General features: G+C 64.9%; 11 protein-coding genes. 8 read left to right on the forward strand and 3 right to left on the reverse strand.

Annotated features, from left to right (window positions below; all coding sequences use genetic code 11):
- Positions 1 to 184 precede the first annotated feature (184 nt).
- The 5 genes from R2N03_RS16450 (at position 185) to R2N03_RS16470 (ending at position 5,744) form a co-directional block, all read left to right on the forward strand.
- Positions 185 to 1,900, forward strand: a complete 1,716-nt coding sequence (locus tag R2N03_RS16450) for an AMP-binding protein (RefSeq protein ID WP_316658807.1) — start codon at positions 185 to 187, stop codon at positions 1,898 to 1,900.
- A 673-nt stretch (positions 1,901 to 2,573) separates the two neighbouring features.
- Complete coding sequence (locus tag R2N03_RS16455; protein ID WP_316658808.1) at positions 2,574 to 3,938, forward strand: hypothetical protein; 1,365 nt, start codon at positions 2,574 to 2,576, stop codon at positions 3,936 to 3,938.
- A gap of 127 nt (positions 3,939 to 4,065) precedes the next feature.
- Entirely contained in the window at positions 4,066 to 4,497 is a 432-nt protein-coding gene (locus tag R2N03_RS16460) for a hypothetical protein (RefSeq protein ID WP_316658810.1), read from the forward strand.
- A gap of 10 nt (positions 4,498 to 4,507) precedes the next feature.
- Positions 4,508 to 5,188 carry a C39 family peptidase gene (locus R2N03_RS16465; RefSeq protein ID WP_316658812.1) on the forward strand — a complete coding sequence of 227 codons (681 nt, stop codon included), beginning with the start codon at positions 4,508 to 4,510 and terminating at the stop codon, positions 5,186 to 5,188.
- A 28-nt stretch (positions 5,189 to 5,216) separates the two neighbouring features.
- Positions 5,217 to 5,744 (forward strand): hypothetical protein, encoded by a 528-nt coding sequence (locus R2N03_RS16470; RefSeq protein ID WP_316658814.1) that lies wholly within the window; start codon positions 5,217 to 5,219, stop codon positions 5,742 to 5,744.
- A gap of 29 nt (positions 5,745 to 5,773) precedes the next feature.
- Here the strand turns inward: R2N03_RS16470 and R2N03_RS16475 are convergent, their stop codons facing one another.
- The 3 genes from R2N03_RS16475 to ilvA all read right to left on the reverse strand — a co-directional run bounded on the left by R2N03_RS16475 (position 5,774) and on the right by ilvA (position 9,691).
- Positions 5,774 to 7,096: an acetate kinase gene (locus tag R2N03_RS16475; RefSeq protein WP_316658815.1), complete on the reverse strand. Its 1,323-nt coding sequence runs from the start codon at positions 7,094 to 7,096 to the stop codon at positions 5,774 to 5,776.
- Positions 7,097 to 7,334: 238 nt separating this feature from the next.
- On the reverse strand, positions 7,335 to 8,171 hold the full coding sequence (gene queF, locus R2N03_RS16480) for an NADPH-dependent 7-cyano-7-deazaguanine reductase QueF (protein WP_232041918.1): 837 nt from the start codon (positions 8,169 to 8,171) through the stop codon (positions 7,335 to 7,337).
- The gene (gene ilvA, locus R2N03_RS16485) at positions 8,171 to 9,691 is read right to left on the reverse strand and encodes a threonine ammonia-lyase, biosynthetic (protein ID WP_316658817.1); all 1,521 of its coding nucleotides are present in this window, start codon (positions 9,689 to 9,691) and stop codon (positions 8,171 to 8,173) included. The genes queF and ilvA overlap by 1 nt, the downstream gene beginning before the upstream one ends.
- Before the next feature lie 132 nt (positions 9,692 to 9,823).
- Between ilvA and R2N03_RS16490 the strand changes: the two genes are divergently transcribed.
- From R2N03_RS16490 to R2N03_RS16500, 3 genes are read left to right on the forward strand one after another with little or no spacing between them, the layout of a single operon-like run.
- Positions 9,824 to 10,741 (forward strand): ion channel, encoded by a 918-nt coding sequence (locus tag R2N03_RS16490; RefSeq protein WP_316658818.1) that lies wholly within the window; start codon positions 9,824 to 9,826, stop codon positions 10,739 to 10,741.
- A 31-nt stretch (positions 10,742 to 10,772) separates the two neighbouring features.
- On the forward strand, positions 10,773 to 12,020 hold the full coding sequence (locus R2N03_RS16495; protein ID WP_316658819.1) for a nucleoside recognition domain-containing protein: 1,248 nt from the start codon (positions 10,773 to 10,775) through the stop codon (positions 12,018 to 12,020).
- A gap of 51 nt (positions 12,021 to 12,071) precedes the next feature.
- The gene (locus R2N03_RS16500; protein ID WP_316658821.1) at positions 12,072 to 12,653 is read left to right on the forward strand and encodes a YqaA family protein; all 582 of its coding nucleotides are present in this window, start codon (positions 12,072 to 12,074) and stop codon (positions 12,651 to 12,653) included.
- Positions 12,654 to 12,783: the final 130 nt, after the last annotated feature.

The raw sequence follows: 12,783 nt of genomic DNA on the forward strand, positions 1-12,783 counted from the left end.
GCGCGTTGACAGCGCTGCCCGACGATTTTTGCTGCTGCGGCGCAGCAATTGTTCCGCGTCATTGTTCGTCCCGGAGCGGATTGCCAAATGTGTCAAGCTGCGTCAAATTGCGGACAAAGCAGTGGTGGCAACATCATGTAGAACAAGGCCCCGACAGGGTCACCGTTGATTGGAGGAGACATTCATGGCTGGTGAAGGATTCGACCCGCGCCCGCGCGGCGGTGCGTCGTACGTGGTGGGCGATACCTCGGTGCCGCTGGCACATGTGTCGGTTTCGGCATTGCTGGCGGACACCGTGCGCCGCTATCCGGACGCAGAGGCCGTCGTGTTCCGCGAGCAGGGCGTGCGCTGGACGTGGCGCGCCTTTGCCGAGCAGGTCGATGCGTTGGCTGCCGGGCTGCATGCACTCGGCCTGCAGCGAGGTGACCGCATCGGCATCTGGTCGCCCAACCGCTTCGAATGGGTGCTCACGCAGTTCGCGACGGCACGGCTTGGGCTGATTCTCGTCAACATCAATCCGGCCTATCGGCTCTCGGAGCTCGAGTACGCGCTCAACAAGGTCGGCTGCAAGGCCATCGTGGCAGCCGAGGCGTTCAAGACGTCGCGCTACCTCGAGATGTTGCAGACGCTCGCGCCCGAGCTGGCGACTGCGCAGCCCGGCGCATTGAATGCCGCCAAACTGCCCGCACTGCGCTGGGTCATCCGCATGGGCGAGGCCGCCACGCCCGGCATGATCAACTTTGCCGATGTGATCGCCCGGGGCACGGGCGTACCCGTCGATGCGCTGGACGCCATCACGAACGCGCTGTCGCCGGACGACGCCATCAACATCCAGTTCACCAGCGGCACCACGGGCGCGCCCAAGGGCGCGACGCTCACGCACGTCAACGTGGTCAACAACGCGCGGTTCGTCGCCATGGCCATGAACCTGCGCGCGGGCGACCGGCTGTGTATTCCCGTGCCGCTGTATCACTGTTTCGGCATGGTGATGTCGGTGCTCACGTGCACGGCCACCGGCGCCTGCATGGTGTTCCCGGGCGAGGCGTTCGACCCGTTGGCCACGTTGCGCACCGTGGCGGAAGAACGCTGCACCCAACTGCACGGCGTGCCGACGATGTTCATCGCGCAGCTCGATCACCCGGAGTTCAGGACCTTTGATGTGTCGAGCCTGCGTGGCGGCATCATGGCCGGCTCGCCATGCCCGATCGAGGTGATGAAGCGCGTGGTAGCGGAGCTGAATCTGGGGGAGGTCACCATCGCGTACGGCATGACGGAAACGAGCCCGGTGTCGTTCCAGAGCGCGGTGACGGACCCGCTGGACAAGCGCGTGACGACCGTTGGCCGCATCCAGCCGCATCTGCAGGTCAAGCTGGTGGACGGCGCGGGCGAGACCGTGCCGGTCGGCGAGAAGGGCGAGCTGTGCACCAAGGGCTATTCCGTCATGCTGGGCTATTGGGACGACGAGGCCAAGACAGCGGAGTCCATCCAGGATGGCTGGATGCACACCGGCGACCTCGCCACGCTCGATGCCGAGGGCTATTGCAACATCGTCGGCCGCGTCAAGGACATGCTCATTCGCGGTGGCGAGAACGTGTATCCGCGCGAGATCGAGGAATTCCTTTTCCGCCATCCCAAGGTGCAGGCGGTCAATGTGTTCGGTGTGCCCGACCTGAAATATGGCGAAGAGGTCTGTGCGTGGATCGTGCTCAAGCCGGGCCAGCAGGCCACGGAGGACGAAATCCGCTCGTTCTGCCAGGGCCAGATCGCGCACTACAAGATTCCGCGCTACATCCGCTTTGTCACGGAGATGCCGATGACGGTGACGGGCAAGGTGCAGAAGTTCGTGATGCGGGATCGCATGATCGAAGAGCTCAAGCTCACGGTGGCTGCCACGGCCTGAGTTTCTCCCCTGAAATGCCAATCGGTTGCGCGCGGCATGTCGTCGCCATGACGATGACGGCCGCGTGCCGTTGCGTGCCGCCGACCTGTGTGGGTTGGCATGCGGGCCCCGAAATGCCGGGCCAGCCTGGCTCTTGCCGATAGGAAGCGCTCGCAGTCAGCGGGCGCGCCGCTGCGTGCGGCGCGGGGCCGGCGTCGTTCGGTCCAGTTCAACACGTGCGTGGGGGGATGCACGTCTTCCAGATTCGGCGGCGCGCGCGATACGCGTCGCCATGCGCCGATGTACCGATGCTGAAACTTCCAACGCATGCCGCGCCTTGAACAGGGTCGCAGGGGCGAATGCGTGATCGCGTCATCGTCTTGCGTTGATTCTGCAACGGGGTCCCGCACCGGCACGAAGGACCGTGTGTTTCAGCCATGCAACGGGATCGCGCGAAACACTCCGCCGAAATGACGAGGTTTTGACAAGGTCACACGCGGCTGACTTCTCCCCTTTTGTCTTTTCATCGCGTTTTCAACCGCTTAGCAATGCGGGGCGTCTGCGCACCGCAACATGGCATTGAATATGCGAACGACGCGCCCCGGGGTGGGTGATGTTTTTTTCCCACGAGCAGAGCGCGGCGAGCCCATTGGTCGCGCTTCCAACCGCCCCTCTCAACTTTATGGAGTGCGTTATGAAGAAGACCTTACTGGCCACCGCGATCGCCATGGGATTGGGGGTCTCTGGCGTTGCATTGGCCGATATCGGGAATTCGGCGTCCGGTGCGGGTGACAAGACCCAAACCAACACGTCGACCATCACCAACAACAGCACCAGTACCACCACGGACACCAGCACCACCACGGCCAACAACACCAGTACCCGCACGAGCACCCGCAACACAGACAATTCGAATCAGCACAACGATCAGAGCCAGGGCAATAACCGCGACAACAGTGGCGGATCGAGTGCCACGGGCTATGGGACCGCAGACGCCAACAACGGCGGCACCGCGGTCTCCACCTTCAGCAATGCGTTCAATACCAGTAAGGCCATCGCCATCTCCAAGCTTGAGGGGGCGGTCACCAACATCCGCGTCTGGGGCATCGGCAACACCGCCACCAATAGCGGGACGGCCAACGGCGGCGGCGGTGGTCGTGGCGGCACCGGCTATGGTGGCCTGGGGGCCGGCGGTAATGGCGGCAACGGCGGCAACGGTGGTGCCGGCGGCTCGGGCGGCAATGCCAGCAACGGCAGCGCCACGGCGGGCAATTCCACCAACGGCAGTGCCACCAACGGCAGCGCCGTCGCAGGCACGGGCGGCACGGGCGGTAACGCGCACGGCAATGCGGGCGCAGGCGGCGCGGGCGGCTCCAGCGGCACGCTCTCGGCCAGCCTTGGCGCGGGCCTGGGCGGCAGTGCGGGCGCTGGCAGCCTGGCAGGCGGTGGCAGCGGCGGTAGCGGCGGCAGCGGTGGTGGCGTCAGCAGCGGCGGCGGCAATGCGCACGCCAATAGCGGCGGCGCGACGGCGGTCGGCGGCACCGGTGGCGGGACGGGCGGAGCAGGCGGCGCGGGCGCTGCCGGCGGGGCAGCCACGGCCGGCGCATCAACGTCTACGGCTGGCATGGGCACCGGCTCCGGCACATCCGCTGGCACGAGCACGGGTGGCACGGCGGGTGCCGGTGGCGCGGCCACCAACCTGGCCGGTAACGGCGGTGCTGGCGGGAGCGCCACCAATGGCAGTGCCACCAACGGCGGCTCCTCCACATTGGCGACCAACGGCAGTGCCACGGCCGGCAACGGCGCGCTCGGTGCGGTGGGTGGCGCGGGCGGTCAGGGCGGCGTCGGCAACGGCGGCGTCGGCAACGGCGCGATCGGCGGCGCAGGCGGCAATGGCGGCGCAGTGGCGGTGGATGCGGGCACGTTCAACATGTCCAATGCCATGGCCAGCGTCGGCCAGTCTGCAGCCGGGGTGATGATTGCGAACCAGAACAGCGGCTTTGCATCCCTCGTCCAGCAAAGCGTCAATGTGCAAGCCAACCTGAATGTCGGCCACTGAGCCGGTATCGGGCGTGAGCGGGGAAGCGCCGCTGCCGGTGCAATGACGCGATTGCGTGCGGGCAGCGGTTGATCGGCCGGGCTGCGTTTGCGGCCCGGCCCTGGTCGGAACGTGAGGGAGACATTCGATGCGATCCGACAGAATCACAGCAGGAAGGGCGGCGTGTCTGTTGGCATGCAGCCTGGCAGCTTGGCCGGCAGCGGTGGCGATGGCGTCGGATGATGTGCCGATTGCGGACAGTCCACAGGCAGCCAACACGGAAGCGGTGCGTCCCCCGGTCGCCGCCTCTGTGTCGGTGCCTGGGTTCGGTCATGCGGTGGGCGCAGACAGGCTCGACGGCTATCGCGGCGGAACGCAGGACCTGTACCAGACCGTCAACGATGCACGCCTGTCGGGCACCGTGAGCGACAACGCCGCCGTCAATGTGGCGACGGGGTCGAACATCGTGCGCGACGGCTCGTTTACCAACGCGGCCGGGATCCCCACGGTCATCCAGAACAGCGGGGCCAACGTGCTGATCCAGAACGCCACCATCGTCAACGTGCAGTTCCGGCCTTGAGGAAACAGCCATGCGCACGAGGTGCTGCGCGGCGCTGATGGTACTTGCGTGGGGGCCCGCGTCTGCGGGCTCCATCGACATGCTCGGCACGGGCGGCGGTACGTACAGCGTGCCGGTGACGAGCATGAAGGAGGCGCGTTTTCTGCGCACGCTGCATCAGCGTTACGACTTCAGTTGCGGCTCGGCCGCAGTCGCGACGCTGCTCACTTACCAGTACGGCTATCCGGTGAGCGAGCAGGCGGTGTTCCAGGCCATGTACCTGCATGGCGATCAGGAGAAGATCCGGCGCGAAGGTTTCTCGCTGCTCGACATCAAGCGCTACCTGGAGTCACAAGGCTTCGACGCTGACGGTTTCGAACAGCCGCTGGAAGCGCTGGACACGGCCCGCCTGCCGGCCATCGTGCTGCTGAGCGAGAACGGCTATCACCACTTCGTGGTGGTCAAGGGTATGCAGGATGGGCGCGTGCTCGTCGGCGATCCCGCCATGGGCACACGCGCCATCGCGCGTGCGAGCTTCGAGAGCATGTGGGACAACCATCTGCTGTTTGTCATCCACAACCGCGAAGCCAGCGCGACATTCAATTCGCCATCGGACTGGCGGGTTGCGCCGCGCGCGCCGCTGGCGGAGGGCATCGATCGCAGCGGCCTGGGGAACATCGTGATCCCCAAGCACGGCCCGAGCGATTTCTGAGCGTGCCAAGGGCATGCAGGAGGGCATCATGGGGTGGCTTGGTGGAGCGATGCGGGTCGTGGGGTTGTGCGCGCTGGCGGGGGCGACGCCCGCGTGGGCAGCAGGCATCGATGACAACCCTGTGCATGCATGGCGGGCAGTGTCGGAAGACCGGCTCGACGACATGCGCGGCGGGTTTGATGTGCCTTCGGCTGCGGGGCTGCGCATCTCGTTCGGCATTGACCGTGCGGTCTATATCAACGGCGACCTGGTGGCGAGTGCGTCGGTCAACATTCCCGACGTTGCACGCATGACCGCTGCACAGGCGCAGCAGCTTTCAGCCGTCGTCAATACCGGCAATCTCGTGCAGAACGGGCCGAACAATATCGCGCCGCCCGAAGTGACGTCGGGTGCGGCAGCCGCCGCCACGGTCATCCAGAACAGCCTGAACAACCAGACCTTGCAGGCCATCACGACGATCAATGCCGCGGTGAACAGCTTGCCGCAATATCGGCAGCTCAATCTCGCCAACGTGCTGCAGGGGGCGCTCGCCAACGTGGCCACGATGATGCACTGAGGCTGCGGCGCGACGCTGCACCGCGAAGATCAGAACTGGATCGGTAGCCGCAGCGTCACGGTGAGGTCGGGCGTGTCACGCGTCAGTCCCGCCCCAACCGAGAGGTTGAGCGTCATCTTTGGTGAGATACGGTAGGAGTAGCCCACCAGCAGCGTGCCCAGGATGGTACGCACCGAGCCGGGAACGCGCTCGCCATTCTGCTTGGTCGGTCCGATGATGCTCTGGTCGTAACCGATCGAGAAGGACGCGCGCTCGTTCAGTGCAAGGCCCATGCCGAAGTTCAGGCCGATGATGTCGCCCGCCTTGACGTTGCCGAGGAACTGCTGCGAGCCGTCGACCAGGTTGAGGCTCACATCCTTGCGCTCGAAGTTGTGCAGGTAGCTGATGCTGCCGAAGAACACGGCTGGATCGGTCGGATACAGCCATGTCAGGCCGGGCTGGACGGCGAAGAAGCCAGAGCCTGTGGGCTGCTGCAAGGGCAGGCCCGTGCCGGTGGTGTTGCTGACACAGCGCGTGACGCAATCCGTGGTGACTTCGAACGGGTCTTTGCCCGTGCGCGTCTTGAAGCGCAGCCACCCGATGGTGAATGGCTTGTCGATGCCGCCGGCGCCGATCTGGTAGCGCGCCGTCAACTCGACGTCGCCGATGCCGTGGCCGTGCGAGCTGAAGGCGTTATCCGTGGCGGTACCGGTGAAGAGCTCGCGGCTGACCGTGTCGCTCGTGCTGTACACGTAGGGCACGCGTGCCTCGAGTTCCCAGCGCTTGGCCAGGCCATAGCGCATGGCCACCGTGCCGGTGAGCGTGGTCGTCTTGACCTGCCGTACGTCGATCAGCCCGATGAGCAAGGCGGGGATGATGGTGTAGCCCACCAGCGCCACGCGGTCCGACGACGAATACGCCATCTGGAACGACGGCTCGACAACGACCTTGCCCGGCGGCGTGAGGGCGCTCGGTTCATCAAAGATCTGTGCGATGCGCGGCGGCTGGTCGGGCGGGGCGGGCGGTTTGCCCACGGGGGTGCTGCCGGGCTGACCGTTCTGGGCGACTTGCGCCGCGCCGCCGGCGGTGTCCTCGCCAGCGCCCGGATTGCCGGTGCCGCGCACGGTGTCGAGTTGGCCCTCGCTCATGCCGAGCGCGCGCCGCATGCCTCTCAAATGGGCTTCCTGCTGCTGGATCGATCGTTTCAATTCCTGCAGACGCGCCTGTGCATCGGCAAGCTGCCGCTGAAGCGTTTCCAGGCTGGGTGGTTTGTCATCCACCGGCTCGTTGATCTGCGCAAGTGCCGGACTGCCGCAAAGCAGAAGGCATGCACAAGCAACCGCGCGTAGCGGCCACCATGGCGTGTTCGTCATGGCAATGTCCCCCGTCGAGAGTGTCTTGTCCGCAACGAGCGGACTGACCCTTCACGATTCCCCCGGGTGGCGTACAGCGGATACCACTATAGGCGAGCGAACGCGAAACGATAGGGCGTTGGCGTCCTCAAAATGGACGAGGCAGGAATGCCCGTTTGGTGGATCGCTCCGGCCAAGAAAAAAGGCGCCGGAAGGCGCCTTGGATGGCTTGCGTCGCGTCAGCGCTCACTGACGTTCCTCATTGGCGTGCATTGCGGAGGTTATCCGGCCACGGCGTGTTGTAGTTTGTGCGGAACGGGTTGATGTCCAGCCCGCCGCGCCGCGTGTAGCGCGCATACACGGCCAGCTTGACGGGCCGGCACTGGCGCAGGATGTCGGTAAAGATCCGCTCCACGCATTGCTCGTGAAACTCGTTGTGCTCGCGGAACGAAATCAGGTACTTGAGCAGCCCTTCCTGGTTGATCGGCGCACCCACGTAGCGGATTTGCACGCTGCCCCAGTCCGGCTGGCCCGTTACAAGGCAATTGGACTTCAGCAGGTGCGACACCAGCGTTTCTTCGACCGGGCTTTCTTCCTCATCGGCATGCAGCAACTCGGGCGTGGGCTGGTAGACGTCGGTTTCGATGTCCAGGCGGTCGAGCAGCAGGCCATCGAGCTCGCCCATCTTCTGCCGGGCAAATTCCTCCTGCGGCACGATGCGCACCTGCACCGGCGCGCCGCACGCCTCCGACAAATCGTGGTGAATCAACTGCTGCAGCGCTTCGTGCGACGCCACCTTCGTCTGGTTGAACGAATTCAGATACAGCTTGAACGATTTCGATTCAACGATGTTGGGCGAGTCCGCCGGCACGATCACGGTACCGACAGCCACCTGCGGCTTGCCGCGAAGGTTCAGCCACGACAGCTCGTACAGGTTCCAGAGATCCACGCCGAAGAAGGGCAGGGGCGTACCGGCGGCGAGGCCGATCTCGTCGCGCTTGCCCTGGCGCGGAATCGGAAACAGCAGGCTCGGGTCGTACTCCGTCTTGTAGGCGGAGGTCTTGCCCAGCGGCGAATGTTCGGGTTGGTTGCTCATCACAAAAACAGGCTGTAGACGGGGTTCTCGCTTTCGTCCCAATAGGTATAGCCCAGCGTGGCGAGGAACGCCTTGAACTCGCGCTTCTCGTTCTTCGGTACCTGGATGCCGACGAGGATGTTGCTCGAATCCGCGCCCTGATTCCGGTAGTGGAACAGGCTGATGTTCCAGTTCGGGCTCATGCTCGAGAGGAACTTCATCAGCGCGCCTGGCCGCTCCGGAAATTCGAAGCGGTACAGCAGTTCGTTCTCGGCCAAGGGCGAACGCCCGCCCACCATGTAGCGGATGTGCTGCTTGGCCAGTTCGTCGTTGGACAGGTCCAGCGTTGGGAAACCGTGCTTGCGGAAGTTCTCGGCGATCTTGTCGCCCTCCGCGCGCGACGCAATCTGCACACCCACGAAGATATGCGCGGCGTCCTTGCTGGCAATGCGGTAGTTGAACTCGGTCACGTTGCGCGACCAGCCGACCAGCTCGCAGAAGCGCTTGAAGCTGCCGCGCTCTTCCGGAATCGTCACGGCAAACACGGCTTCACGCGCCTCGCCCACTTCGGCGCGCTCGGCCACGAAGCGCAGGCGGTCGAAGTTCATGTTCGCACCGCTGGCCACGGCCACCAGCGATTCGTTCTTCAGCTTGTGCGTCTCGGCATACTGCTTGAGGCCGGCCAGCGCCAGCGCGCCGGAAGGCTCCAGCAGGCTGCGTGTGTCCTGGAACACATCCTTCAACGCCGCGCAGATGGCATCCGTATCGACGGTGATGATCTCGTCGACCAGCTCCCGCGTGATGCGGAAGGTTTCCTTGCCCACCAGCTTGACCGCGGTGCCGTCGGCAAACAGGCCGACGTCTTTCAATTCGACGCGCTTGCCGGCTGCCACCGAACGCGCCATGGCGTCGGAATCCACACTCTGCACGCCGATGACCTTGACGTCCGGCCGTACGGCCTTCACGTAGGCCGCTACGCCGGAGATCAGCCCCCCGCCGCCGATCGAGCAGAAGATGGCGTGAAGGGGCTGCGGATGCTGGCGCAGGACTTCCATGGCGATGGTGCCTTGGCCGGCAATCACGTCGGGATCGTCGAACGGGTGCACGAAGGTGTAGCCGTGCTTTTCCTGCAGCTTGGCGGCGTGGTTGTAGGCGTCGGAATAGCTTTCGCCGTGCAGCACGACCTCGACCCACTCGCCGCCGCGCGAGCGCACGCCGTCGATCTTGAGCTGCGGCGTCGTTACCGGCATGCAGATGACGGCCTTGCATTCCATCCGGGCCGCGCTGAACGCCACGCCCTGCGCGTGGTTGCCCGCCGATGCCGTAATCACCCCACGCTTGCGCTCGGCCGGCGTGAGCGTGGCCATCTTGTTGTAGGCGCCGCGCAGCTTGAACGAGAACACCGGCTGGTCGTCCTCGCGCTTGAGAAAGACGCGGTTGCCGGTGCGCGCCGACAGGTTGGGCGCGAACTTCAGCTCGGTTTCCACCGCGACGTCATAGACCTTCGCGGTCAGGATCTTCTTGAGGTAATCGATGGCCATGGTGCGGACCGGGTTGAGCGTGAGGAGAGCCCGTAAGCCTATCATGCGGCGCCTTGCCGGATGGGCTGGCCGGTCGGTACACTGCCGCGGCCGTGTACCGGTGGCGCGGCACGTTTTCGGCGCGAGGCCCCCATGCATACCCCGTCGTCTTCCCCTCAGCACAACCCGCGCACGCGCCGGGGCCGCAAGGTCTGGTCCGGCACGCAGCATGTCATTGCCTACGGCATGCCGCCGCTCGGCTGGCGCGATCTCTATCACCACGCGCTGGAGGTCAACTGGCCGACTTTCTTCGCGCTGCTGGCCACGCTGTTCCTGGCGCTCAATGCGGTATTCGCCGGGCTGTATTCGCTGGGCGAGGCGTCCATCGCGAACCAGTCGCCGCCGGGCTTCGTGGGCGCATTCTTCTTCAGCGTCGAGACCCTGGCCACGGTCGGCTACGGCGACATGCACCCGCAGACGCTCTACGCCCACGTCATCGCCACGCTGGAGATCTTCATCGGCATGTCGGGCATTGCCATGGCGACGGGGCTTGTGTTTGCGCGCTTCTCGCGCCCGCGCGCCAAGATCCTGTTCGCCCGCAACATCGTGGTGAGGCATCTCAACGGCAAGCCGACGTTGATGCTGCGCGCAGCCAACGCCCGCCAGAATGTCATCGCCGAGGCCACGGCCCGCCTGCGCCTGATGCAGGACGAGCGCACGCCGGAGGGCTACCTGATCTACCGGATCCGCGACCTGAAGCTCGAGCGTAGCGAGCACCCGATCTTCCTGCTCGGCTGGGTCATGTTGCACGTGATTGACGAAACCAGCCCGCTGCATCAAGCCACCGCGGAGTCGCTGGCGGCGGGCGATGCCTTGCTGCTGCTGACCATCGAGGGCGCCGACGAGACAGCCGCGCAGACCATTCAGGCGCGCCACTCATGGCGGCACGACGAGATCCGCTGGAATCATCGCTATATCGATCTGATCCAGGACGAAGGCGGTGTGACCACCGTCGATTACGACAACTTCCACAAGATCGAGCCGGTCGCGCCTCCACCGCAGGCACAATGAGCGCCTTGTCGGATTCCAACGCTCGACCTCCGTGGCTCTGAACCTCGTTTGGCTGGCCTTTTTCCTTGTTGCCTTCGTCACCGCCTGCGTGCAGGTGGTGCAGGGCGACATGGAAGTTTTCTCCCGCATGCTCACCGCGATGTTCGATGCGGCGCGCACCGGCTTCGAGATCGCGCTCGGCCTGACGGGCATGATGGCGCTGTGGCTGGGCATCATGCGCGTGGGCGAGCGCGCCGGCGTGGTCGATCTGTTCGCGCGGCTCGTGAATCCGCTGATGCGGCACCTGTTTCCCTCCGTGCCAGCCGGCCATCCCGCCAACGGCGCGATGATGATGAACGTCTCGGCCAATATGCTCGGCCTGGACAACGCCGCTACGCCGCTCGGTCTGCAGGCTATGCGGGAGTTGCAGGAGATCAACCCGCAGCCGCAGCGTGCCAGCGATGCGCAGTTGATGTTCGTGGTGCTCAACACGGCAGGCGTGACGCTGGTGCCGACGTCCGTTATCGCCATCCGCCAGGCGCTGGCGGTCAAGCAGGGCCTGGTCGGTTTCAACGCAGCGGACATCTTCCTGCCGACCTTGCTTTCCACGTTCATCGGCTTCTGTGCAGGCATTGCGGCGGTGGCGTGGTATCAACGCATCAACCTGTTCAAGCCTGCGCTGCTGGCGTATTTCGGGGGCTTTGTCGCGCTGATGGGGCTGCTGTTTGCGTGGTTGCGTCAATTCCCGCCGCAGCAGATGGCGGCGTGGATCGGGCTGATCGGCGCGGGCGCCATCCTCACCATCGTTGTGGCGTTCCTCGTATGCGGGGCCATGCGCCGCATCAACGTGTACGAAACCTTCGTCGATGGCGCCAAGGATGGCTTTCAGGTGGCGATCGGCATCGTTCCGTACCTCGTTGCCGTGTTGGTCGGCATTGCGGTGTTTCGCGCAGCGGGCTGCATGGATGCGCTGATGCACGGACTCTCCGCGCTGTTCGCGCACCTGGGCATCGACACGCGCTTTGTGCCCGCGCTGCCCGTGGGGCTCATGAAGACGTTATCGGGCGCAGGCGCCCGCGGCCTGATGGTCGACGTGATGACCACCTACGGCGTCGACTCCTTCCAGGGCAAGCTGGCGGCCATCATCCAGGGGTCTACCGAGACCACCTTCTACGTGCTGGCGGTGTACTTCGGCAGTGTCGGCATCAAGGACACGCGCTATGCGCTGGCCTGTGGGCTGTGGGCGGACCTGGTCGGGCTGATCGGTGCCGTGCTGGTCGCTTACCTGTTCTTCGGCTGATACCCAGGCCGAAAAGCGGGTGCCCGCCAGCTCGCCGCTACAATCGACCGCATGGAACCGTGGATCGATTGGCTTCTCACCACCCTGGCCCTGCCCAATGTCGGGCTGCCCGCCATTTTCATCGTCAGCTTCGTCTCGGCGACGCTGCTCCCGCTAGGCTCCGAGCCGGCGGTCTTTGCCTATATCAAGCTCAACCCGGAGATGTTCTGGCCGGCCATCATCGTCGCCACGATCGGTAATACGCTGGGGGGCGCGGTGGACTGGTGGATGGGGTACGCCGCCAAGCTCGCGCTGGTCCGATACCACCTGGCGCGCCGCCGCCGCGAGCACGATGCCGAGCACGTCGGTCACGCCCCGCATCCGCAGCGTCACCACGCGCCGCCTCTCGACAAGAAGTATTTCCGCTGGATGCGCCGTATCGGGCCGGTGTCGCTGCTGGTGTCGTGGCTGCCGGGCATTGGTGATCCGCTTTGTACGTTGGCGGGCTGGCTGCGTCTTCGGTTCTGGCCCAGCGTGATGTACATGGCGATCGGCAAATTCCTGCGCTACCTCGCCATGACGGCGGCCCTGCTGACGCTGCCCGACGGCTTCTGGCACGGCATCCTGGGATGGATCAAGACGGCCCTGATGTGACGTTTGCGTGATTTATGCACCACTTTTACAGCAGCCGACTTTTCGCAAGCCATTGAAAACGCGGCGATTTTTCCGCCCATGCGACCGGCAGGGATACCGTTGCTGCAACGCATCAACGCATCACCTTGCA

It is taken from the genome of Ralstonia condita (assembly GCF_958405655.1).
GTDB lineage: Bacteria > Pseudomonadota > Gammaproteobacteria > Burkholderiales > Burkholderiaceae > Ralstonia > Ralstonia condita.